Source organism: Exiguobacterium sp. N5, from assembly GCF_025842465.1.
In the GTDB taxonomy this organism is placed as follows: Bacteria; Bacillota; Bacilli; order Exiguobacteriales; family Exiguobacteriaceae; genus Exiguobacterium; species Exiguobacterium profundum.
Window position 1 is genome coordinate 1,749,922 of the sequence record NZ_JAPAEP010000001.1, and the last position, 23,972, is coordinate 1,773,893.

The 23,972-nt window shown below is 48.0% G+C and carries 23 protein-coding genes and 1 riboswitch; of the genes, 11 read left to right on the top strand and 12 right to left on the bottom strand.

Annotated elements, in window-relative coordinates; translation table 11 throughout:
* Positions 1–39: 39 nt before the first annotated feature.
* A complete protein-coding gene (locus OKS35_RS09030) occupies positions 40–1,572 on the top strand; it encodes a methyl-accepting chemotaxis protein (RefSeq protein ID WP_196431239.1) in 1,533 nt (510 codons plus the stop codon).
* A 38-nt stretch (positions 1,573–1,610) separates the two neighbouring features.
* Here OKS35_RS09030 and OKS35_RS09035 read toward each other — a convergent pair whose 3' ends face one another.
* From OKS35_RS09035 to OKS35_RS15410, 6 genes are read right to left on the bottom strand one after another with little or no spacing between them, the layout of a single operon-like run.
* Positions 1,611–2,468: an SDR family oxidoreductase gene (locus OKS35_RS09035; protein WP_196431240.1), complete on the bottom strand. Its 858-nt coding sequence runs from the start codon at positions 2,466–2,468 to the stop codon at positions 1,611–1,613.
* A 59-nt stretch (positions 2,469–2,527) separates the two neighbouring features.
* Positions 2,528–3,607, bottom strand: coding sequence for a universal stress protein (locus tag OKS35_RS09040; protein ID WP_196431241.1), 1,080 nt, complete (start codon positions 3,605–3,607; stop codon positions 2,528–2,530).
* Entirely contained in the window at positions 3,607–4,098 is a 492-nt protein-coding gene (locus tag OKS35_RS09045; RefSeq protein WP_196431242.1) for a potassium-transporting ATPase subunit C, read from the bottom strand. Before OKS35_RS09045 ends, OKS35_RS09040 begins: the two co-directional genes overlap by 1 nt.
* Positions 4,099–4,108: 10 nt before the next feature.
* The gene (kdpB, locus tag OKS35_RS09050; protein WP_159562939.1) at positions 4,109–6,130 is read right to left on the bottom strand and encodes a potassium-transporting ATPase subunit KdpB; all 2,022 of its coding nucleotides are present in this window, start codon (positions 6,128–6,130) and stop codon (positions 4,109–4,111) included.
* A 19-nt stretch (positions 6,131–6,149) separates the two neighbouring features.
* Positions 6,150–7,787, bottom strand: coding sequence for a potassium-transporting ATPase subunit KdpA (gene kdpA, locus OKS35_RS09055; protein WP_196431243.1), 1,638 nt, complete (start codon positions 7,785–7,787; stop codon positions 6,150–6,152).
* 22 nt (positions 7,788–7,809) lie between these two features.
* Complete coding sequence (locus OKS35_RS15410) at positions 7,810–7,908, bottom strand: potassium-transporting ATPase subunit F (protein WP_196431244.1); 99 nt, start codon at positions 7,906–7,908, stop codon at positions 7,810–7,812.
* Positions 7,909–8,100: 192 nt separating this feature from the next.
* Positions 8,101–8,243: riboswitch (cyclic di-AMP (ydaO/yuaA leader) on the bottom strand.
* A 399-nt stretch (positions 8,244–8,642) separates the two neighbouring features.
* On the opposite strand from OKS35_RS15410, the gene OKS35_RS09060 reads away from it, so the two are divergent.
* From OKS35_RS09060 to OKS35_RS09070, 3 genes are all read left to right on the top strand, one after another.
* Positions 8,643–9,263, top strand: a complete 621-nt coding sequence (locus tag OKS35_RS09060) for a DedA family protein (protein WP_214690451.1) — start codon at positions 8,643–8,645, stop codon at positions 9,261–9,263.
* Positions 9,264–9,369: 106 nt separating this feature from the next.
* Positions 9,370–10,287 carry a TerC family protein gene (locus OKS35_RS09065; RefSeq protein WP_159562943.1) on the top strand — a complete coding sequence of 306 codons (918 nt, stop codon included), beginning with the start codon at positions 9,370–9,372 and terminating at the stop codon, positions 10,285–10,287.
* Positions 10,288–10,374: 87 nt separating this feature from the next.
* Positions 10,375–10,536 carry a hypothetical protein gene (locus tag OKS35_RS09070; protein WP_214690450.1) on the top strand — a complete coding sequence of 54 codons (162 nt, stop codon included), beginning with the start codon at positions 10,375–10,377 and terminating at the stop codon, positions 10,534–10,536.
* Between the two features lie 45 nt (positions 10,537–10,581).
* Here the strand turns inward: OKS35_RS09070 and OKS35_RS09075 are convergent, their stop codons facing one another.
* Positions 10,582–11,298: a peptidoglycan DD-metalloendopeptidase family protein gene (locus OKS35_RS09075; RefSeq protein ID WP_215243636.1), complete on the bottom strand. Its 717-nt coding sequence runs from the start codon at positions 11,296–11,298 to the stop codon at positions 10,582–10,584.
* Between the two features lie 199 nt (positions 11,299–11,497).
* Positions 11,498–11,974, bottom strand: coding sequence for a DUF305 domain-containing protein (locus OKS35_RS09080; protein ID WP_074035791.1), 477 nt, complete (start codon positions 11,972–11,974; stop codon positions 11,498–11,500).
* A gap of 165 nt (positions 11,975–12,139) precedes the next feature.
* Between OKS35_RS09080 and OKS35_RS09085 the strand changes: the two genes are divergently transcribed.
* From OKS35_RS09085 to OKS35_RS09095, 3 genes are read left to right on the top strand one after another with little or no spacing between them, the layout of a single operon-like run.
* Positions 12,140–12,481 (top strand): hypothetical protein, encoded by a 342-nt coding sequence (locus tag OKS35_RS09085; protein ID WP_264092923.1) that lies wholly within the window; start codon positions 12,140–12,142, stop codon positions 12,479–12,481.
* A 25-nt stretch (positions 12,482–12,506) separates the two neighbouring features.
* Positions 12,507–13,181 (top strand): response regulator transcription factor, encoded by a 675-nt coding sequence (locus OKS35_RS09090; RefSeq protein WP_012727305.1) that lies wholly within the window; start codon positions 12,507–12,509, stop codon positions 13,179–13,181.
* Entirely contained in the window at positions 13,178–14,587 is a 1,410-nt protein-coding gene (locus OKS35_RS09095; RefSeq protein ID WP_215243635.1) for a sensor histidine kinase, read from the top strand. The genes OKS35_RS09090 and OKS35_RS09095 overlap by 4 nt, the downstream gene beginning before the upstream one ends.
* Before the next feature lie 18 nt (positions 14,588–14,605).
* Here the strand turns inward: OKS35_RS09095 and OKS35_RS09100 are convergent, their stop codons facing one another.
* Both OKS35_RS09100 and OKS35_RS09105 read right to left on the bottom strand, forming a co-directional pair.
* Entirely contained in the window at positions 14,606–15,550 is a 945-nt protein-coding gene (locus OKS35_RS09100) for a F510_1955 family glycosylhydrolase (RefSeq protein ID WP_214690446.1), read from the bottom strand.
* Positions 15,551–15,608: 58 nt separating this feature from the next.
* On the bottom strand, positions 15,609–17,621 hold the full coding sequence (locus tag OKS35_RS09105; protein ID WP_215243634.1) for a heavy metal translocating P-type ATPase: 2,013 nt from the start codon (positions 17,619–17,621) through the stop codon (positions 15,609–15,611).
* 130 nt (positions 17,622–17,751) lie between these two features.
* Here OKS35_RS09105 and OKS35_RS09110 point away from each other — a divergent pair, with 130 nt between their 5' ends.
* The 4 genes from OKS35_RS09110 (at position 17,752) to OKS35_RS09125 (ending at position 21,948) form a co-directional block, all read left to right on the top strand.
* Complete coding sequence (locus tag OKS35_RS09110; RefSeq protein WP_251125265.1) at positions 17,752–19,230, top strand: multicopper oxidase family protein; 1,479 nt, start codon at positions 17,752–17,754, stop codon at positions 19,228–19,230.
* 155 nt (positions 19,231–19,385) lie between these two features.
* Positions 19,386–20,531 carry a sensor histidine kinase gene (locus tag OKS35_RS09115; protein ID WP_215243633.1) on the top strand — a complete coding sequence of 382 codons (1,146 nt, stop codon included), beginning with the start codon at positions 19,386–19,388 and terminating at the stop codon, positions 20,529–20,531.
* Positions 20,532–20,627: 96 nt separating this feature from the next.
* Positions 20,628–20,771: a hypothetical protein gene (locus tag OKS35_RS09120; RefSeq protein ID WP_026825140.1), complete on the top strand. Its 144-nt coding sequence runs from the start codon at positions 20,628–20,630 to the stop codon at positions 20,769–20,771.
* A gap of 91 nt (positions 20,772–20,862) precedes the next feature.
* On the top strand, positions 20,863–21,948 hold the full coding sequence (locus tag OKS35_RS09125; protein ID WP_196431250.1) for a GGDEF domain-containing protein: 1,086 nt from the start codon (positions 20,863–20,865) through the stop codon (positions 21,946–21,948).
* A 39-nt stretch (positions 21,949–21,987) separates the two neighbouring features.
* Here the strand turns inward: OKS35_RS09125 and OKS35_RS09130 are convergent, their stop codons facing one another.
* A complete protein-coding gene (locus OKS35_RS09130) occupies positions 21,988–22,692 on the bottom strand; it encodes a glycerophosphodiester phosphodiesterase (RefSeq protein ID WP_260563619.1) in 705 nt (234 codons plus the stop codon).
* The gene (locus OKS35_RS09135; protein WP_074035774.1) at positions 22,664–23,971 is read right to left on the bottom strand and encodes an ABC transporter substrate-binding protein; all 1,308 of its coding nucleotides are present in this window, start codon (positions 23,969–23,971) and stop codon (positions 22,664–22,666) included. Before OKS35_RS09135 ends, OKS35_RS09130 begins: the two co-directional genes overlap by 29 nt.
* Position 23,972: the final 1 nt, after the last annotated feature.

Below are 23,972 nucleotides of genomic sequence, written 5' to 3' on the forward strand. Positions count from 1 at the left end.
AGCTACAACAAATGAACACGAGAATGTGAGGAAAGAATGATGAGTTTGATCAAAAGAAATCAGTTGATGTTGTTGACAACGTTATTGATTGTGATGACGTCGGTTGTTGTCCATTTGCTACATCGTTTCACGGACTTTGCCTATGCGTATACGGTTCTGCGAAACGGTGCGGACGGTTACGTGTACCCCGGAGTAACATGGGTCTTGTTCGCCCTTCCAATCGTCTTCTTTGGAATGATGATCGTCACAGTTAAGCGAGAATCCGTAGCATTTCCTTATTGGATGATGCTGACACTCACCTTCGCAAGCATCTCGACCGTTGCTGGAGGACAAGGACTTGTTGAATATCACTTCTCCATTTTTGTCGTCTTGGCGATTTTGTCGTTCATGCGTCGCATCGACTTGATTTTGTATAGTGCCGGAATCTTTGCTGTGCAACATCTAGTCGGATACTTTTTAATCCCTGAGATGATTTGTGGAACGAGCGAATATCCGTTCAGTTTACTACTCGTCCATGCCGTGTACTTGATTCTTCTGAGTGTTGTGCTTGTCGCCCAAATACACTTCCGTAATAACGAGACGCAACATGCCGAGGCACAGGAGCAAGAAACACGACAGTTGTTACAACAAGCGATTCATGATGTCAGCGCCCTCGTTCAATCGTTAAACAGTCACGCCGAAGAGCTTGAATCTGCCGCTAACCAGTCTCTTGAATCTGGTGAGCAAATCGCTGTCACGGTCGACCCGATTGTCGCGCATGCTTCATCCCAACAAGCCTCCATGGTGCAAGGGGCAGATGAAATTCACTCGATTCGGTCTTTGACAGCGCTCATTCAAGAACGAATGGCCCAAACGGCCGCAGCATCCTCGCGCATCGCTAAAGATGCCCTTGCTGGGAACAAAGACATGCGACTAATGGAAACAAAAGTACAAGAAATCATTACCGAATCGGAACAACTCGACCGGATTGTTGCGACGATGTCGAATCGTTCAAATGAAATCCAAGGAATCTTGCAACAAGTCGGTTCGATCAGTGAACAGACGAACATGCTCGCCTTGAATGCATCTATTGAAGCGGCTCGTGCCGGTGAGGCTGGACGAGGATTCGCCGTTGTCGCCTCCGAAGTCGGGAAACTCGCTGTCCAATCGCGTGAATATGCATCCGAGATGACCCGAGTCCTCGGTGGATTGATGGAAGATACGACCGTCGTATCCAAATCAGCGCATCTTTTCAAACAAGCGACCGAAAACTGTCAAACTGTCACGAACGATGTGACGGCTGTCTTTGGCCGTCTTACAGAAGATGTATCAGAAATCGACGAACAAATTGCTTCGATTCAAGAGACACGCCAGCGGGTCACGACACAGATGGAAGCACTCGAAACACGACTTGAATCGACGAAATATGCGGCGAATGAACTTCAACAACAGATTCACCATGTTGCCGCAGCAACGGAAGAGCAAGTCGCCATTCAAAAAGAACTCAGCTCGATGTCGGACCGACTCGCTCTAACCGCGAATTCGCTTGAAGACGTGACGACTCAACTCGAGGATCACGCCACTCGCGCCTAACACAAATGCCCTCGACCAAGTGGTCGAGGGCATTTTACTTATCGGTCGAGCAATTGACGAATTCCTTCTTGAAGAGGTGTGACCGGGCGTCCGAGAACCGGTTCGAAGTCACTCTCATGAATTTCGAGCGTTCCTTGACGAATGCTTCGCTGAATCCCCGCAAGAATCGCAACGACTTCTTCTGGCAATCCAGCCCCGCGCATCGTCTCTTCGTATGCCTCGAGACTCAACTCCTGCATCATCACTTCACGACCTAACACTTCACTGAGCGCGTCTACAAGATCTTGCTGGGTATGAAGTGGTCCTGATAGTTCATAGACCGCATTGTCTTGTTGTTCTTTTAACAGAACATTCGATGCGGCTTCCGCATAATCTTGTTGTAGAGCCCAACCGACTTTACCGTCCCGAGCCGCCGTGATCCATGGCGCCCCGTCAATTACCGCTTGAATACTTGATAACTCGTTCTCTAAGTACCAGTTGTTCCGTAAGAACGCATGCGGAATACCGGACTCGACAATCGCTTCCTCTGTGACGACATGTGGAGGTGCCATCAAGTTCTCACTGTCTGTCGCATCGGCTAGACTCGTGTAGGCAATGAATGAAACACCTGCCCGTTTCGCCGCCTCAACCGCGTTCGTATGTTGACGAATCCGCGTATCGTTATCGCCATCTGCCGAGATGATCAAAAGACGCTCGACACCTTTGAACGCTTCATCGAGTGTGTCTGGCTGATCAAAATCACCATGTCGCACATCAACGCCACGCTCTTTAAGAGACGCCGCCTTCTCCGGATTCCGTACACTTACAGCGAGCTCACTCGCATCAATCGACTTGAGTAGTTCCTCTACAATTTTCGAGCCGAGTTTCCCCGTTGCTCCTGTGACTAAATATTTCATAAAACCCCTCCTTTGTTCGCATGATTCACTCTTCCCGTTCATACGACCCGTCACACCTGTCACGTTTGATCCGAGACGATATGGATGTCCACCTGCTTCAATTCCCGCATGATGACATTCACAATCGACCCGCGCATGACTTCTTGCCAGCGTGTCCTTGCTGATTGTCCAAGAATCAATTGGGTAATGCGTTTTTCTCGTGCCGTAGTCGTTAAACTCTTCGTTAGTTCTTTCCTCGGTACATTCAAGACAATCACTTCTGCCTGGAATGATGCACCTTGCTCTCGAACTTCTTTTAGAATGGCAGTCTGCTCAGGTGTCAATTTTCTCTCCTCACCATGGAGGACAGACAAGATATAAAGTTTCGCTTTGAGTCGACTCGCCATGCGAAATCCTCGATAGATCAAATGTCTCGCATTGTCATTGAGCTGAATACAGACCATGATCCGCTCTTGGAGGAGCGTCGGATCAGACACCACATTTTTTCGGGTTCGATAGACTTGATCATCGACTTCATCCGCTACTTGTCGAAGCGCAATCTCACGCAGACTCGATAGATTGGTCAGCGTAAAAAATGACGACAGACTTTGTTCAATTTTGTCCGGTCGATAAATCTTCCCTTGTCTCATCCGCTCTTGTAACGTCTGCGGTGTCACATCGACGAGCAGAATTTCATCAGCCTGATTGAGGAACAGATCTGGAATCCGTTCTCTTACCTCTACGCCTGTGATGCCTTTCACGGTCAACAGTAGACTCTCAAAATGCTGAATATTAACGGCCGCATATACATTGATTCCGTTCTCTAACAACACCTGCACGTCCTGGTATCGCTTTGCCCGTACTGAGCCTGGGGCATTCGTATGAGCCAACTCATCAACGAGGACGATATCAGGATGAAACGATAAGATGGTCTCGACGTCTAACTCTTTCAGTTCGTGTCCTTTATAAAATAGCGAAAGAAGAGGGACGATTGGCAAATCGCCAATCATCGCCTCTGTTTCGTTTCGTCCATGTGTCTCAATCAATCCAATCATGACCGAGACCCCTTCTTGCTGACGAGCCCGTGCATCTGCCAACATTTTATACGTTTTGCCTACACCCGGTGCGGCTCCGATATAAAGTCGAAGTTTGCCTCGCATCAGTTCAACTCATCTAGTGCAAGATTCATCATCAAGACATTGACGTACGATTCACCGTCAGCCGTGTTTTGAATGACGCCTTCGACTTCAGCCGTCGCCATCGAACGTGCGTCGCTGATACGATCGACTTGTAACATCGCATGTTCTATCGAGATATGCGGATCAAGTCCAGATCCGGATGTCTCAATCGCTCCCGCAAGTTCGGGATCGTGTTTCGGACGGTCCGGATTACTTTCTGCCATGTTATCGCCGCCCGATTGACCAGTGAGTTGATCGACTGCTGTTGGTCGGCCGTGGAAGTAACCTTCCGAAACGAAAGGTTGTGCGATCCACTTTGATCCAATCTGTTCACCATCGCGTTCGATCAAACTACCTTCAGCTTGACTCGGAAATAGTGCCTGACCTGCTACTGTTAAAGCGAGTGGATAAGCCACACCGCATAAGATCATCGTCAAACTGACGACGATACCTGCTTGTTTTATAGAAGACATTCGGTCCACCTCACATGAATAAGTTTAAGACGATGTCGAGCGCTTTGATTCCCAAAAACGGGACAATCACACCACCGACACCATAAACGAGTAAATTTCGACGTAACAACTTCTCGGGACCGACCGGGTCGTAACGAACCCCTTTCATCGCAACTGGAATGAGAAGTGGGATGATCAAGGCATTGAACAAAAGTGCGGCCAAGATAGCTGACTCAGGTGAGCCGAGACGCATCACGTTCAACCAATCCATCTCTGGGATAAATGCAACGAACATAGCCGGCAAGATGGCGAAGTATTTGGCCACATCGTTCGCAATCGAGAACGTCGTCAAAGCACCGCGTGTCATCAGTAACTGCTTACCGATTTCGACCACTTCAATGATTTTGGTCGGATCCGAATCTAAATCAATCATATTCGCCGCTTCTTTCGCGGCCTGTGTCCCCGAGTTCATGGCGAGACCGACGTCTGCCTGTGCGAGCGCCGGGGCATCATTCGTACCGTCCCCCGTCATTGCGACAAGATGACCTGCTTTTTGTTCTGCTTTGATGACACGAATCTTATCTTCTGGTTTACATTCCGCTACGAATTCATCGACACCAGCTTCGCGTGCAATCGTCGCGGCCGTCAACGGATTATCTCCCGTGCACATGATGGTCTTGATTCCCATCTGACGCAAGCGATCGAAGCGTTCACGCATACCCGGTTTCACCGTATCTTTCAAGTGAATCACGCCGACAATCCGTGCATCTTCTGAGATGACGAGCGGAGTGCCGCCTTCTTTCGAAATCGCATCGACTTGATCCTGTAAGTCGCTCGGAATCATCCCACCTTGAGCACTCACCCAGTTAATGACGGCGGACGCCGCACCTTTTCGGACACGTCGACCGTCTGCCAAGTCGAGTCCCGACATACGTGTTTCTGCTTTGAATGGAATGATCACCGCATCTTGTTTCGGTGACTCATCTAATTCTCCCCAGCGTTCTTTTGCAAGCGTCAATACAGAGCGCCCCTCTGGTGTCTCGTCTTCCAAAGACGTCAAGACGGCGACTCCAAGCGCTTGCGAAGCTGTGATTCCTTCTACTGGCAGAACTTCAAATGCCATCCGGTTTCCGAACGTGATGGTCCCCGTCTTATCTAAAATGATGGTTCGAATGTCTCCAGCCGCCTCAACGGCTTTCCCGCTCATCGCAATGACATTGAATCGCGTGACCCGGTCCATCCCGGCAATCCCGATGGCGGATAAGAGTCCACCAATCGTTGTCGGAATGAGACAAACGAGAAGTGCAATTAAAATGGGTGGTGACAATTGGAAGCCGAGATAGTTCGTAAACGCAGGGAGTGTCAAAACGACGAGTAAGAAAATCATACTGAGCGAAACAAGAAGCAGGGACAAGGCAATCTCATTCGGTGTTTTTTGACGTTTCGAGCCCTCGACAAGGGTAATCATCTGGTCAAGGAACGATTCACCTGGGTTGCTTGTAATCTCGACCTCAATCCGGTCACTGACGACAAGCGTTCCCCCGATGACGGAAGAGAAGTCTCCGCCAGACTCTTTAATCACTGGCGCCGATTCTCCTGTAATCGCAGATTCATCAATCGAAGCAAGCCCGGCGATAATTTCGCCGTCTCCCGGCAGGTAGTCTCCGGCGCGCACTTCGACGATATCTCCTTTTCGAAGGAGCGACGAAGCGACTTCCTCAATCCCATCTTTCACAATTCGACGTGCCATCACATCATTTTTAGATGCTCGAAGGGTAGCTGCCTGCGCCTTCCCTCGTCCTTCTGCAATCGCTTCGGCAAAATTGGCGAACCATAACGTGACGAGCAAAATGAGCGTCACTGCCAAGTGAAATCCTCGCATCTCGTCCGACAGCATCGTATAAACGAGCGATAATAAGAATCCGCCCCATACGAGGAACATGACCGGTTGTTTCACCATCGTCCGTGGATCTAGTTTTTTGACTCCGTCCCACATGGCAGGAACAATCAAGCTCGTGTCAAAGCGGCGTGTCTGTTTTTCTAGTTCATTCATCTTCTATTCTCTCCTATGTTCAACGTATCATGAGCCATTCGGCGAATGGTCCAAGCAACAACACTGGTAAAAAGGTCAAGGCACCGACAATGACAATCACACCGAACAGAAGTGATGTAAATAGCGGCGTGTCGGTCCGAAGTGCCCCATCGTCCGTGACACGTGGTTTCATTTGAAGACTACCTGCCATCGCCACCATTAATAAAAGCGGAATATATCGACCGAAGAACATCGCAAAGCCTGCCGTGATATTCCAAAACGGAGTCGCATCCAATAAACCTTCGAATCCGGATCCGTTGTTGGCGACAGCGGATGTATACTCATACAAGATTTGTGAAATCCCATGAGGTCCAGCGTTCGTGATGGCCTCTTGTCCTGGCTGTACGACGAGCGCCAAAGCCGTAAATCCTAAAATAAGAAGTGGCGAGACAAGAAGCGTTAACGCGACAAGTTTCATCTCGCGTCCTTCGATTTTCTTGCCAAGCACGGTCGGCGTCTGTCCAATCAAGAGGGCCGCAACAAAAATGGTGATGATCACATACATCATCAAGTTCATGAAACCGGCACCGACCCCACCAAAGACAACGTTCAACATCATGTTTCCCATCAAGATGATGCCGCTAAGAGATGGAAGCGAGTCGTGCATCGCATTGACTGCGCCAGTCTCAGCAGCTGTCGTCACCGCGCCGTAAAGCGCTGTACCAATTGCCCCGAAGCGCATCTCTTGTCCATGTAAAGAGGGGTTCGAGTACAAAGTGGCGTACATGGCCACTGTTCCAATGACGAACAAGAAAAGCATGACACCAAAGTAAAGGAATCCTTGTTTTCGTTTCTTCGCCATCGACCCGTAGATGAACGGCAATGACATCGGTAATAAGAGCATCAAGAAAAGATGGATGTAATTCGTCCACTTGCTTGGGTTTTCAAATGGATGCGCACCATTTACCGCATAGTAGCCCCCACCGTTATTCCCGAGCTGTTTGATGACCTCAAATGATGCGATCGGTCCTCGTTGAATCGTTTGGCTCGCCCCTTCGAGCGTTGTGACGACAGCATTCGGACTAAGGGTTTGTGGGACACCAAACGCAATCAACCACATACCGAAAAATAAGCTGATTGGTAAGAGCACGTACACGATGACGCGTACAAAGTCGAAATAGAACTGACCAATCTGCTTTCCAAGAATCGCTCGAATGAAAGCCAGCGCCATCGTCAATGCCATCGTTGGCGCCACGAACATGAGTGTCGATAAGACGAACATCTGTGATAAGTGAGAGAGCGCCTCACCTGAATAGTGCTGTTGGTCTGTATTGGTCATAAAACTGATGACCGTATGGAATGCTAGATGCCAGTCTAAGTTGACGGCCCCATTCGGATTGAAGGGCAACACTCCTTGAAAGCGAAGCAACACATAACCAATCAATAAAAATAGTAAATTGAGTGTCAAAAAATCTTTTGCATAGCCAAACCATGTTTGCTTTTCACGCTCATTTATTCGAAGGCGACGTGTGATCCTCGTCTCGAGCGCTTTCCCTACATAGTTTGGTCGTTCTTGAATCGGTACAAACCGCCGTCCAATATAGCCACCTAACATGGCACTGGCTGTCATCGTGATTGTGATGAGCAAACTCAACGTGATGATGAATGTAACCCACATCGTTCGTCATTCTCCTCTGTCTTTAAAATTTTTCTGGTTTTAGTAATGCAACGGTTAAGTAAGAGAGATACCCAATTCCAATCGCTAAAAGCACGATATACATGTCGTCACCCCTGTTCATTCCAGTGCATCCGATCAATCGAACGAATCATCACATTCATAGACGCCACTAAACCAATGAGTAAAGCAATTGCGAATAAATCAACCATATAATAACCTCTTTTTTCATTTTTTTACTTTATTTAACATTAAAAAATATACAAAAAACCACAGGAGCAAGAAACGGCTCCAGTGGCATATCACTGCATGAGTCGGATCCCCCTAATAACGCCTACGAGGTTAGCTGTCGGATTCGGGCTTGCCTAGGTTGGCCCTACCTCACTTGAGGATTCACCCCAGTCCAGATTGGACAGTGGGTCCCCCGCTTCCGTCTCCGGAACTCGGCGAAAAGATTTCAACAATACGTATGAAGTTGATGAGATGGATGTTACTCCGATTCAAAATGACTGTAAATAACTTTTCATAAAAAATTTTTTAACTTAAATTGTCAGATTTATCCGAATGATTTTTGTGAAATGAATATGATTATTTATAAGTTTTTTTATTCCTAGTTTCTTCATACTTAATTTGCAGTTCAGAAAATCACGCATCGAAGTCACTCCGTATATTTGTGGTCACTTCTGCGATATATGTAAGAATAATCACTTTCAAGTGAGTTTGACCTTGAAATTACTCTTTCGTGACATCAAAAAAAATCGTTTGAAAACACTTTACATCTTAGGATGGATGTCCAAATCGTCGTCATTCGACTTATTGTTGATGGAGAATATGAATTAGGTAGGAGACGATCACGGTATGGAGCAATGGATTCAACAAATCATTGAACAGTTTGGTTATTTCGGAGTCATGTTTCTTATTTTTGTTGAGAATGTGTTCCCCCCAATCCCATCCGAATTAATCTTAATTTTTGGCGGTTTTTTCACAACTACAACCACACTCAATCCTATTTGGATGATTGTTGTGGCAACAGTCGGAGCACTCCTCGGTGCCGTTGTCCTTTATGGGATTGGACTTTTACTGGACCGAGAACGTCTCGAGTCATTCATCACCCGTTACGGCAAAAGAATTTATCTGAAAATAGAAGATGTTCGAATGGCTGATCGCTGGTTTGATCGATTCGGTCCAAAATTAGTATTCTTCGGTCGGTTCGTTCCCGTCGTACGCAGTTTGATTTCGATTCCAGCCGGTATGTCGAATATGCCGTTCCTTCAATTTATCGTGTTGACGACATGCGGGACGCTCATTTGGAATACGGTACTCATTTTTATTGGTGTTGTAGTCGGCGAGAATTGGCAAGTTTGGTTAGGGTATATCGAAATGTATTCACATGTGATGTATATGTTTTTAGGATTCACAATAATCGCTGTTGTCGGTTGGACGGCTCGCATAGTGTTAAGAAGACGCTCTACACATTGACCACTCCTTTTCGAGTGGTTTTTGATTTTTACGCTTGACTTTGAGTTCTTATGAACTTAAATTAAATATATAGAAGTTCATATGACCTTAAAAGGAGGAATTGTTGTTGACCCTACTCATCGGGTTCTTACTCATCGTCATCTTCATGCTCGCACTTGACCTCGGGGTGTTCCACCGTAAAGCGCACGAAGTCTCGCTCCGCGAAGCATGGACATGGACGTTTGTCTGGATTGGGATTGCCATCGCATTCGGAGGATGGTTGTTCTTCACGCAAGGAAGTACAGCCGCAACGGAATATGCGAGCGTCTACTTTATCGAAAAGGCACTCGCGATTGATAATGTCTTCGTCTTCTCACTTGTTTTTGCCTATTTCGCCATCCCACTCAAGTATCAACATAAGGTACTATTCTGGGGGATTCTCGGAGCGATTTTCTTCCGCGCTGTCTTCATCGTCGCTGGCGTATCCCTTTTAGAAAACTTCGGTTGGGTCTACTACGTGTTCGGAGCGTTTCTCGTTTATACAGGATGGATGATGTATAAGAATATCGGGAAAGACGAGTCACTTGAAGAAAACAAGACGATTCGTTGGCTCGAGCGACGCCTCCCCATCACACAGGACATCTCATCCGGGAAGTTCACGAAGCGCATCAATGGGAAGTTGTTCTTCACGCCACTCTTCATCGCGCTCATCTTCATCGAATTGTCGGATATCGTCTTCGCAGTCGATTCGGTCGCCGCGAGTTTCGCGTATTCACGTGACCCGTATATCATCTTCTATGCGAACATCATGGCGATTCTCGGACTTCGTAGTCTCTACTTCGTCCTCGCCAACTTGATCGACCGCTTCTACTATTTGAAACACGGTCTCAGCTTCATGCTCGTCTTCATAGGGGCGAAGATGATTTTCGGTGATGTGTACAAGATGCCGATTTGGATGTCTCTTGGAACCATCGTTCTCGTCATCTTGATTAGCGTCCTCTATAGTTTCTACAAAACGAAACCTGGTTCTTCCAAACACGTATAATGAATCAATCAGTCCATTTCGTCGGTGTTCTTTCTTTGAAAATCGGTTAATCATTGAGGTGCACAACTACAGAAAAGGGGATTCAATATGTTTGATCGGATTGGCCTCATGAGTATCGGTCTCGTCTTCGGGATCATCCTCATGTTACTCTTCAACAACCTGTTCGGATTGGTGTTCGGTGTCGTCGTTGGTGTCAGCCTCATTGCCGCCAACCAAATCGAGCGAAACAAACAAACGACATGGCATTAACCAAAAAGCACGCGCTCCCATTGTTTGAGAGCGCGTGCTTTTATGTCAAAACATTGTATACGGATTGATACTGTTAGCAGGAGATGAACTGCTATACACATAGCTGTTCCGATGCACTTCGAAGTGGAGATGATTCCCGAACGAGTTACCGGTATTCCCGACCGTTCCAATCGTTGCTCCTTTTGCTAACGTTTGTCCTGTAACGACATTGAGGCGATCAAGGTGTGCGTATACAGTAATATATGTTTGTCCATTCAACTGATGGCTCATCATGATGTGGTTACCGTAAGCCCCATAGTTCCGAGAAACGATGACTTTTCCATAAGCGGCTGACACGACCGGTGTTCCTCTTGGAGCAGCCAAGTCGATACCGTTATGGAACGTATAACCGTACTGCCCGCTCGCCGGACCATACTTTTGTGTCAACGTCCCTTTTGTCGGGATGATCATTTTCGCAGTCGATGTGGTTGAAAGCGTGGAGACACTGTACTTCTTCACATATGTACTGGATACGTAGCGGGATGTCCCGTTGAAATTGATTTTTGTCCATCCCCCGCTCACGCCGAGATATTTGAAGGATTGTCCCAATTTCGCACTGCCGACGATTGCATACGTCGTGCCCGGGCCCGAACGGACGTTTAAACTGTTAGTCATGACTTTGACATAATACGTGGTAGCAGCTTCAGCCGGGGTACCTGTCGGAGTGAAGATTCCGACTGTGAGAAGAACGGCACAGAAGAGAGAGAGCATCTTTCGTTTCATGATGTGGTAAATCCTTTCAATTATGTATTTAAATTTTTATTTTTTATATTATCTAACTGAAAAAATTTTACCACCAAAACGAACCGACAAATATGTCATTTATATTTCAAATAAAGGAAAACAAATTATAACTTACTTTCTTTATTTTTCCTTTTCAACATACAAAAAATGCACAGCCGTTTTCGACTGTGCATGTCTGTTACTCACGATTTTCCTCGGCGTTCTCCTCTTCATCCTCTAAATCTTCAATCAATCGCTTCATCTCTTCAATTTCACGGCGCTGTGCCTTGATGATTTCTTCAGACAATTCTTTCACGCGTGGGTCTTCAATTTCAGCGCGTTCACTTGTCAAAATGGCAATCGAGTGGTGAGGGATCATCGCTTTCATCCAACTGACATCATCGACGGTCGTCTGGCTACGTACGAGCCAAAGCGAGGCACTGAAGACGAGAGCACTGACCCCTAGGATGATAAAGTTAACTGTTTTGTTCTTATACATCCCCCACATGAAGAGAAGCATGACGAACGCCATGACCGATCCCATGATGAGTGCCATGTACAACCTCGTCTGACTAAAGAAGATATGATTGAACTGAAACACGTTCAAATACATGAGCCAATACATAATGAATGTCGAGACCGCAATCATGATTCCAAATTTACCGTACTGTTTCATCTTATTCATCCTTTCTTATTGTGCGTATAAAAACTCTTTTTCCTACTTGTTCTATACTCAAACCCGCCTATTTCTCCGTCTAATCGTACTCTTAACGCTTTTCACTTCTTTTTCACAAACATCGGGTACACTAGTGAAATTGAGTTCATGCAAGGAAGGAGAACGATGATGCAAGAGCGGACATTGCGTGACGTACTGGCAACACTTGATTCTGTTTTATCTTGGTCCTATCTCGATCACCCGGAAGAAATAACAATTCGCGGAATCGGAACGACACCAGAAAAAATAAATAAAATGTTTTTATATATATGCAAGCGCCCAATCAATGAACGTGGCGTCGATTTAGTGAGGGCCGCCATCCGAAATGGTGCAGTAGCCATCGTCACGGATCGACCGATTGACGCGAGAGTACCCGTCATTTACTGTCGAGACGTCGAACGCGCACGTGAACAACTACAGACTCTTTTCGCCATGGAAGGAAATCACGCAAAGCACACGGAACGATAATAATAAGAGGAAGGAGGAATGCAAGATGAAGATTCTCATCGTAGACGATGAAGAAAAAATGAGACATTTGATTCGTTTGTTTCTTGAAAGTGACGGCTACTTTTGCATCGAGGCGAGCGATGCCCGTTCCGCACTCGACAAAATCGAAGAGCGACCGGATCTCGTCCTTTTAGATATTATGATGCCAGAAGTAGATGGGATCTCACTTTGTCGTCAGTTAAAGACGATGGATCCGGCATTACCTGTCGTCTTGTTGACGGCACGTTCAGACAATGAGACGACCATCCAAGGATTAGATGCTGGAGCGGATGATTACGTCACCAAACCGTTCGATGGGAACGTGCTCCTCGCTCGTATTCGTGCCGTCTTGCGCCGGACCCGTGTCGTCAACATCCAATACGGACCACTACGTTACGATGAGGAGAGCGGACGCGTTTTGTATGAAGAACAAGAGATTGTCCTCACACCAAAAGCGACGGCCATCTTAAAATTGTTCCTTCAGCACCCGAATCGCCTCTTCAACCGACTAGATTTGTTTGACCTTGTCTGGCCCTATTCTGCAGAATCCGACCCACGCACCGTTGATGCGCATATTCGTATGATTCGAGAAAAGTTAGGCGATGCAGGATTCCCGATTGATGATTATTTAAAGACGGTATGGGGACGTGGCTATCGATGGACCGAGGAGCGTTCCGGATGAAGCGAGGTCGTAACAGTCTACCGTTTCGCATCAGCCTCGTCTTTCTTCTATCCACCCTATTGATTGAAGGTGTGTTGTTTCTTCTCCTCTATCACACGCTTCTCGGTGAACGTGTTGTAGAAGAAATCAATCGCCTTGAATCTCGGGCCGAGAGCCATGCGAGCGTATTAGCAATGAATTTTTCCGAAGAGACGATTGATCATGTAGCGACTATGGAAAGTGAGACCGATACGAAAGTCGCCATCACTGATCCCACGCATCATCTTCTTCAGACTTCACGCTTCTTTCCCCAAGTCCTTGCCGATACAGTCGATTCGAAAAAACAAACTGGCTCCTTCGACGACACGACTGTCCTAGAGAACGACTGGGAAAACGAACCGTATTTGATCGTTCGTACGCCAATCACAGATGATACCGACAGACGGTATGGATACGTCTATATGTTTTTACCGACTGAAATCATTCATGGAATTAGCCATCGGCTCCAGTGGCGATTCCTATATATCACAGCGATCGCGCTCGTGACGACCGTCTTGACGTTCATCCTCTTGAGTCGATTGATTTCAAAACCGATCCAATCATTAAAACAAGCAACGGAGAATGTATTGACAAACCCAGACGATTTACAGTTACCGACCAATCGTGTCGACGAAATCGGTGAATTAGCGCGTGCCATCGAATCGATGTCAGTGGAACTATCCAGACTACGGCGGGAACGTCGTCAGTTCTTATCCGACCTATCGCATGAAATCAAGACCCCTCTCACGTACTTGAGGGGTTACGCCGAAATCGCTTCGAAAGAAAGTACGCCCGAATCGTTACGCAAGCAATCGATTCAGACAATCTTAGATGAAAGCCGGTCGCTCACAGAACTCGTCGAAAATGCGTTTCAACTGGCACAGCTCGATGAGAACACGTTCTTATTGCATCGAGAAGAAGTGACCGTCACAACGTTTTGTGCGGACTTACGTCGAATGCTCGATACAATGTTCCGGATGACGACGATTCGCTTCGATGCTTCGTCGAACGCGGGACAACAAGACATCGCTCTTACATTGGATCGGCACCGGATGCTCCAAGTCTTCCGCTCAATCGCCCATAATGCGATTGAGCATAGTGAGGCCTCACATGTCTCCCTGCGTTCAAATGTCACGGACACTCACCTGATCCTGACCATTACAGACAATGGGAAAGGCATTCCCGAAGAAGATTTACCGCACATTTTTGACCGCCTGTATCGTGTGGAAAAATCACGGTCCCGACAGACTGGCGGGAGCGGCCTCGGACTCGCCATCGCTGACCAAATCGTCAACCGTCACGGTGGAGAATTGACAGTCACGTCTGATGTATCGGGCACTTCTTTCACCGTCACGATTCCACTCGACAAAAAGACGCCTATCCTATAATGGAAAGGCGTCTTTTAATCAATTGAGCTCACCTTTGTCGAGGCGCATCTCCCATTCCCCGTCTGTAAACTCATATACGCTGTTATCCGATGTGACAAGCAACATGCGCTCCTCGTTGACTGCCAATTCGATTGGCACAACGTCCGCTTGAAGCTCTGGAAGATTGAACGTCTCTGTCGACTCATCGTCTAAGTTGAAACGAACCCCTTCGAAAGAACCATCTGTCTGTCGTACGTATGCCAGCTGCCCCTCATCCGCTCCGACCGTGACAACTTGTTCTGCTTCAACAAGTGGCTCGAACGAATCTCCAGAGTCATTCGAAACGAGGATGCCGGACGGCCCGTACAAGAAGACGCGCTCCGCATCCGTCGCATCGGCGACGATTCCTGCCACTTGCGCTTCCTCTATCCCTTGTACCTGCATCGGTTCAAATGATTTCCCACCATCGATGGAACGATAAAATCCCGGCTCTAGCTCCGAGGTCGCTTCCTCCAAATAAACGTAGAGTGTACCTGTGGCATAACCGGCACTCATATAGTGGAAATCTGCCTCGCCTTCAAGCGACCGACTCTCGAGTACCGCCCCATGATTTTTTCCATGCATGACCCCAAGTGGATTTTTGAAATCTGTCCGACGATCGGGGTGACCGCTCGCATAAAATCCATCCTCGACGACTTCAAATCCCATGTAGTCATGGCGATTTGTCGGCAGCGTATACCAACCATCTTCTCGATATTCCATCAATCCGGCATGCGTCGCGATGACAAGACGTTCGTCGTCTTGCCAAAATCCAGCTCCGTGGATGTGGGAGACCGTTTCATCGGATCCCACACGTTGCCACTCGTCTTTTGTAGTTGTCGTCACATTCTCGGATTGACTCGTGTCCGACGGTGCGTCTTCTGTTCCACACGCCGACAGGAGCAGTGGAGTCAGGAATAGTGATAGCATTAACGTTCGTTTCATCTCGATCCCTCCATCATTAGCATCCCATCTAGCATACTGACTAAAGGTGAAAGAAATGTTAAATCTTCAAAAGTCGAGCATTGATTGCGACAATAACTGTGCTTATACTCATCAAGACGGCACCGATGGCTGGGGACAAGATGATTCCAATCGGAGCCAGCACGCCTGCAGCAAGCGGGATGGCGACGATGTTATACCCGGCTGCCCACCACAAGTTTTGAATCATCTTACGATACGTGTTCTGTGAAAGCTCCAAAATCGATAGGACATCTTTCGGATTACTGCGGACGAGGACAATATCTGCCGTTTCGACGGCAACGTCTGTCCCGCTCCCGATTGCGATGCCGACATCCGCTTGTGCTAAGGCAGGTGCATCATTGATTCCATCTCCGACCATCGCTACTTTGCTGCCATCTTTTTGGACGTCTTTCACTTGGTTTGCCTTGTCGTCCGGTAATACTTCGGCATACACGTCATCGATACCGAGCTGACCCGCGACCCAATGCGCGACCTTCTCGTTGTCACCCGTCAACATGATCGAGCGAATGCCTTTTTCATGAAGTGCCTCGACGGTCTCCTTCGCTTCTTCCCTCACCAGATCGGCCATCGCAATCATCCCGACCCATTCTCCGTCTTTCAAAACAAAGACGACGGTCTTTCCTTCTTCCGAGAGTCGTGCAAACGTCTCCTCATCAATTTGAATGTGTTGATCGCGGATATGTCGCGGACTGACGACTTGAACACGCGCACCGTCAACCGTTCCTTCCAATCCGACACCTGTCATCGAACCGAAGTCGTCGACAGCCGCCAGTTTCAATTCCCGTCTCTCGGCTTCTCTTAAAATCCCTTGCGCGAGAGGATGTTGCGACTCACGCTCAACTGCTCCTGCGAGTTGCAACACGTCTTCTTCCTTATAAGACGAGCTCGCCTGTATGTCTGTGACTCCGAAATTCCCTTCCGTCAGCGTACCGGTCTTATCGAAAATGACGGCATCGAGTCGACGCGCCTCTTCAAATTGAGTCCGATTGCGGATGAGAAGACCTTGTTTCGCCGATAATGCTGTCGAAACAGCGACAACAAGAGGTGTCGCCAGTCCAAGTGCATGGGGACATGAGATGACCATGACCGTTACCATCCGTTCAACCGCCGTCCCGACCGAATATCCGAGCATGAACCAAACCGTGAACGTGATGACTCCAGCGGCAATTGCGATATAGAACAAATATTTTGCCGCCCGATTCGCCAAATTTTGAGCCCGTGACTTCGATTTTTGTGCCTCACTCACCAATTCAATCACTTTTGACAAGTACGTTCTTTCTCCCGTACCAATCGTTTCAATCGTCAAGCTCCCTTCTTGGTTGATCGAACCCGCAATGACATCTTCACCTTCTGTTTTTTCGACCGGTACCGATTCGCCGGTCAACATCGACTCGTCGATGGTCGTTCGTCCTTTGATGATTTTCCCGTCCACGGGTACCTGCTCCCCCGGTTTGACGAGGATTCGGTCTCCTTCCTTCAGTTCAGAGATGGGAACGTCTTCCGTTTCTTCCCCATTGATGCGATGCGCCTCGTTCGGGAGCAGTTGTACGAGTTGTTCTAACGCATTTGATGCCCCCATGACCGAACGCATCTCAATCCAGTGACCGAGTAGCATGATCACAATCAGTGAAGCGAGTTCCCAAAAGAAGTCATGCCCACTTCCGTATCCAAAGACGACAGCTGCGCTATAAAAGTAAGCGACGCTAATCGCCAAGCCAATGAGCATCATCATGCCCGGGCTACGCTCTCGTAGCTCTTCCACACTTCCTTTTAAGAACGGCCATCCGCCGTATACATATACAATCGTCGCCAATACAAATAAGATTGTCTTTTCAAGCGGAAAATCGAGTTCAAACCGCAGCCATTCTTGAATCATGTCCGATAACAATAAAATCGGAATCATCAGTCCGAGCGATATGAAGAAACGTCGTTTGAAATCATCAATCATATGCTCGTGTCCGTGTCCGCCATGATGAGACTCGTGACTTCCCTTATGATATTCATGATGTTGATCGTGTGCATGTTCCATCATTCATCCTCTCCTTTACACGAATTGTATACCCCCATATGGTATATAATTAAACAGATTTGGACTTTCATGTTTCTTTCACAATTAGGTGGTACAACAAAGTGAGGACTGAACAATGAAGGAGTGTTATAGAATGAAATCGAAAGGAATGTGGTTTCTGTTGACGGGGATTTTAATTGGGGGCATCTTCGTTTTACTAGTCGTCCTCTTCAACGGGACATGGAACCATAACAACAATATGGACCAAAATCATATGATGGGAAACGATTCGGCAACGGGTCAGATGGGACACGGAGCGAGGCAAGAGCTCCAAGCATCGGATGAACCGACACAGCCGCTTCCGATTCCGACCGCCTTACAGCCAGATCGTGTCACGGAAGACACGGTCTACTATACGGTGGAAGCAACTAAAGGCACGTCACAATTTTTCAAAGACGGCAAGAAATCGGAAACATTCGGTTATAATGGAGACTTACTCGGACCAATGATCGAGTTACCGAAAGGAAAAACAGTCGTAATCGATACCATCAATCGATTGGATGAACCGACAACGTTCCACTGGCACGGACTCGTCATTCCTGCCGACATGGACGGGGGACCTCATCAGACCGTCGCACCAGGTGAACGGGCACAAGTTCGACTCGACATCGACCAAGAACCTAGTACGCTGTGGTTTCACCCCCATCCGATGGGTTCGACAGCTGAACAAGTTTATAAAGGGCTTGCCGGTCTTCTTTATGTGACTAACGATACACCGAATGGTCTCCCGAATGAATATGGAGTCGACGACATCCCGCTCATTGTACAAGATCGACGCTTCACTCCTAACGGTGGGTTAGATTATGATGCCCATATGAACGTTGACGGAACGACCGGGGATACAATTCTTGCGAATGGAGCCATCAACACGACGTTCGACGTTCAAACCGAGACGTTACGTGTGCGACTAGTCAACGGTTCGAATGCGCGCGATTTTGATTTTACGTTATCTAACGAGGCCGAGATGACGCAGATTGCGACAGACGGAGGACCGTTAGAGCGCCCGATTCCCTTAAGAACCATCACGTTGACACCAGGTGAACGGGCCGAAGTGCTGATAGATTTTTCACAAGTTGAAGATGTCGCCGCCTTAAAAGCGGACGGAGTGACATTCACTACGTTTCGTGTCGGTGAACTCGACAAGGCGTCCATTAAGATTCCGGTGACCGAGACGATGGAGCGCTCGACAGATAAGACGGCAGATCGACGGCTCACCCTTTTTGGAATGGGTAACATGGTTTCAATCAACGGAAAGACCTATGATCCGGAGCGTATCGACATCGAAGCGAAACGCGGAGACACCAAGGTATGGGAAATTGAAAATAAACCAGATATGATGGGTGGGATGACACATCCCTTCCACATCCACGGCGTCCAGTTCCGAGTCATTAGTCGAGACGGCAACCCACCATCCGATCAGGAAAAAGGGTGGAAAGATACGGTAGCCGTCGCTCCAGATGAACGAGTAAAGATTGAAATCACCTTCACGAAAACCGGCACATTTATGTATCATTGCCACATCCTCGAGCATGAAGAAAATGGGATGATGGGACAAGTAAAAGTGACCGAATGACCGACACCTCTCTGTTCTATCAGCGGAGAGGTGTTTTGTATCCGTCCCGATTTCGATACGTTTCTGCTAGGACTATTGCCTGTATAGGGATTCCTTCTCGAATGTCGTATACTTATTGTGAATGCATGTACAAATGTTCGCGAGGAGGTAGGTCCATGCGCCGATTCCATAGGATTAGGCAGAAACGCTCCGCTCGTCAAAAACAGCAACGCCACACGTTCTCCATCGCTTCCATCGTGGAAGAAGTACAGGATGCGATGTGTTATATCGATTTCTCAAGATGTCGTCTGTATTCGAATGATTCTCTTCGGCAATGGTGCCCTTCGATGACAACACAATCTTTTGACACATTGGAAACATTGACTCGTTATTTATATGCCACGTTGGAACAGCATGGGGCGGATTCCGCACAAGTCATGCACCTCATCCAGGAATTGCTCGAATGTGCGACTGAAACGGATCCAAGGATGACCTCACGTCGTCTGCGCTTTAATGACAAGACGCTACATTTGATTTTCAACTTCACGCGCACACCACGTGGCGTTTTCATCATGTGGCGCGACCAAACAGAAGCTGTCCGCTTTGAAGAACGTAAAGACAGTTTCCTTGCCGAACTGTCTCATGATTTCCGCACGCCATTGACTGCCATCCATGGCTATACGGAGTTACTCATGACACGCCATCAAGGTTCGGAAAAGTCGTATCAGATGCTAACACAAGTCAAACAAGAATCGGAACGGCTGGAGCGGCTCGTCGATAATTTCCTCGATTATCAAAAAGAGCGCTACACGGCTGACCAACTGACCGTGACGACGTTCGCACTCCGTCCTCTTTTAGAGGATGTCATGTCGAGCTATCAGACGACCTCCCCGCTTCATACAGTGACATTTGAAACGAATGATGTCTCGATTCAAGCAGATGAAGAAAAGTTACGGCAATTGCTCCATAACCTCATTGGTAACGCCATCAAGTACTCTCCTGACGGCGGTACGGTCCATACGAGAGTATTTGAATGTGCTGGCACAATCATCTTATCTGTATCCGATACCGGCATCGGGATTCCGGAAGAAGCACTTCCATACGTATTTGATGAATATTACCGTGTCGAATCCGCTGCCCACCAATCGATCAAAGGAACCGGTCTCGGTCTACGAATCTGTAAACGAATCGCTGAAGCCCATGGTTGGGGAATTCATGCGGACTCGGTATACGGGGAAGGCACCACCTTTACGATCGAGCTCCACACCAGACAGAGTTGTTCATTGCAATCATCACCTAAACATTCGGTTTCGTTCGACTGATTTAATCGGTCGAACGTTTTTTAATTTGTTTCGATTCAAGAATGAAGCGCATTCGTTTTGGGAATAAAGAAGTGTCGAAGAGAGGAGGAAATGAAGATGAAACAACGTGGCTACTTATCGATTCCCGTCGCGGTCGTATTCGCCGTCGTTTTCGGGCTCACCCTCGATAATTGGTGGCTCGGCATTGGAATTGGCATCGCTATGTTTTTTGCGTTTCGAGGAACAAAGAAGAAAGCGTGAAAAGATAATGAACATTTACACACCTTCAGATTGACAATTATTTGAAGACTGCTACCGTTAATGTATAGTCTATGAAAAAGGTCGTGAAGGAATGACGCTCACCGTCTTGTTGCTCAATGCTTGTGTCGCATTCACCGGATTTTATATCATCTCGAAGATTTATCATTCTTCGCTTTTTAATTCGTACCGTCTTCGTAGTTCTGTGATTGGAATACTCGCCGGTGCACTCGGTCTGTTTTTGATGTATAACGCCGTAGAAGCTAACGATATGGTCCGTGTGGATTTACGTCACTTACCGCTCGTGTTGCTTGCTTTTTATGGTGCTCGTTTTCCTTTATTCATTGCGACACTTGTCATCGCCAGTACACGATTCTTGTTCGGAATGACCGAGCAGGCCATGATTGCATTTATCGCGACGTTCATCGTCAGCATCGGGATGCTCTGGATTCATCGGCTGCTTCGGGAGCGACTCTTCTTACAGAGTATCTTTTTGAACGTATGGGCGCTCTTCATTATTTCGATTGCCGTCTATATCAATATGGGTTGGAGCACAGCCTATGTATCCCTCGTCTTGTCCATTTGGATGATTGGCATGCTCGTCGGTCTACTCTCGAGCATCCTCACCATCGACCTAGAACAAACGACCCGCCGTGCCATCGAGTACAAACAGTCGTCTGAACGAGACCATTTGACCGGTCTATACAATCGACGTGTGTGGGATCGATATACGGCTTCCATCGGTCAAGAGAATCGGACGTACAATGTACTCGCGCTCGATATCGATCATTTTAAACATGTGAACGATACATATGGTCACGGAAACGGTGATCTCGTCTTACAACAGTTCGCCAACATCTTAAAAGTCGAGACGCGTGCCCATGACACTGTCGCACGAATCGGTGGCGAAGAATTCGTCATCTTGATGTACGACTTGACGCCAGAGAAGGTAGACAAAGTGGCCAACCGGATACGAGAACGGATTGCTGCTGAACTATTCCACTTGAACGATTTTCCACCGATTCAAATCACGACGTCCGTCGGGGTCGCACACGGGACCTCGCTCCCCATCAAGCGGATGGTAGATCTCGCTGATTCGGCGCTCTATCAAGCGAAAAACGAAGGGCGTAATCAAGTTGTCATCTCAACCTATGACACACCAGAACCGATCATGACATGAATGAACCCCGCTCCTTCTCAGGAGCGGGGTTTAGTCTACTCATTTTGTAAACCGTTCAACCTCATCTGTCATGATGGCCGAAACCGTTATCGGGGGAAGGTCCTTCACGTCGTTGATCGTGTAGAGCCGTGTCTCGAGCGTCGTCTGTTGTATCTGATCCCATGCTTTCGAACCGATAAATGCAGGCTGGGCGTGAATCGCCTCGGCCCGAATCGTTTCAGCGAACGAGACGGTGTCCGACTCACCCGTGAGTGTCAACACTGCAAGCCGGGCGACTGGTGCCGCATCTCGCATTCGGACGAGCGTTTCACGATTGAATGAGGAGAACACGACACGGTCACCGAGTTCAAACTCGTTGACAGCAAACCAAGCGAGACGTTCAATCCCTGGATACGCATATTGATCCGTCTTCAATTCGATGTTCAGGGTGACGTTGCTTCGTTCAATCAGTCCGAGCACCTCTTCTAACGTTGGGATGCGTTCATAGCCGTCAATCTTCAACTGGCGCAACTCCTGAAGCGTCATGTCTTTCACCCATCCCGTTCCATTTGTCGTCCGGTCGACGGTTTCGTCATGAATGACGACGAGACGCCCGTCCTTCGATAGCTGTACGTCCAGCTCGATTCCGTCCACATAGGGAAGAGCTGCCTCGAACGCGGACAATGTATTTTCCGGGTAATTGGCGCTATAGCCGCGATGTGCGTAAATCAACATGTCACTGCCCCAAGGTGGAAGTCGTCTCATCGGCCGCACGCTTCAATGCTTCTTCGACCGACACCCCTTGATACAAACTTTCCATCGCGTTGACGACACTTTGACGTGATTGCGGGAACGTCGAGATGAGCGCTCCTTGTGTCGCCGGTGATGGTTTCGTCTCACTGAGTTGGTCGACCGTCACTTTCAGTTGTGGATATTTCGCCCACATTTCTTTTACGATCGGTTCATTGTATGCTTCCGGATTGATGGCGAAGTAGCCTGTGTCAACATGCCACTGTGCTTGCGCTTCCGTTGAAGCGACATACTTCATGAACTCCCATGCGCCTTCTTTCGTCTCTTCGGCAATGCCATCACCCATCCAGAGCGATGCCCCGCCGATGACGACGCCTTGACGCTCCGCTTCATTCGGTACCGGTAAGTACGATGCGCCGATTTCAAAGTCCGCGTTGTCTGCTACCGTACGGATTCCTGCTGACGAATCAAGGTACATGGCAACTTTTCCAGATTGGAATGCCGCGCGCATGTCGTCCCAGTTTTGACCGACGTTTAGGAATGTCTTCTCATCGTACATCTCTTTGATGAGATTGAACGCGTTCTGTCCTTCTTCGCCATCAAACACGGCTTTCGTCGGGTCTCCGCTTCGTCCATTGTCATTGTCGACATACAGTCCACCTTGTGCGGCCAAGAGCTGTTCAAAGAACCAACCGTAGTTGAGCATCGTGAAGCCGGTCTGACCGTCCGTTGTCAACTTCTTCGCCGCCTCTTTCAACTCGTCATATGTGCGTGGTGCTTTCTCTGGATCGAGCCCTGCTTTTTCAAACGCCTCTTTGTTATAGATGAGGATCGGTGTCGAGGAGTTGAACGGCATCGAGTATTGCTTCCCATCGACCTGATAATAACTCAAGATGTTCTCTTCCCATACGCTCGTGTCAAAATCCTCTTTGTCGATGAACTCTTGAACTGGTGTGATTTTGTTCGAATCGATCATGTATTTCGTCCCGACCTCGAACGTCTGCATGATGGCTGGCGCGTCTTCCGAACCGGCGACCGCATTGAATTTCGTCAACGCTTCCTCATATGTTCCTTGGAAGACCGGTTTGACTTCATAGTCGTCTTGCGAAGCGTTGAACGCGTCGACTTGACTGTTTAAAGCCGTCTCCAAGTCCCCACTCATCGCATGCCAAAAGACGACCTCTGTCTTTCCGTCTTCTGTCGTCGCCGCGACTGGTGCCGCTTCTTCACTGCCACATGCCCCGAGTAATAACACCGAACTTGCCAACCCTGCGAATAATCCTAACTTTTTCATT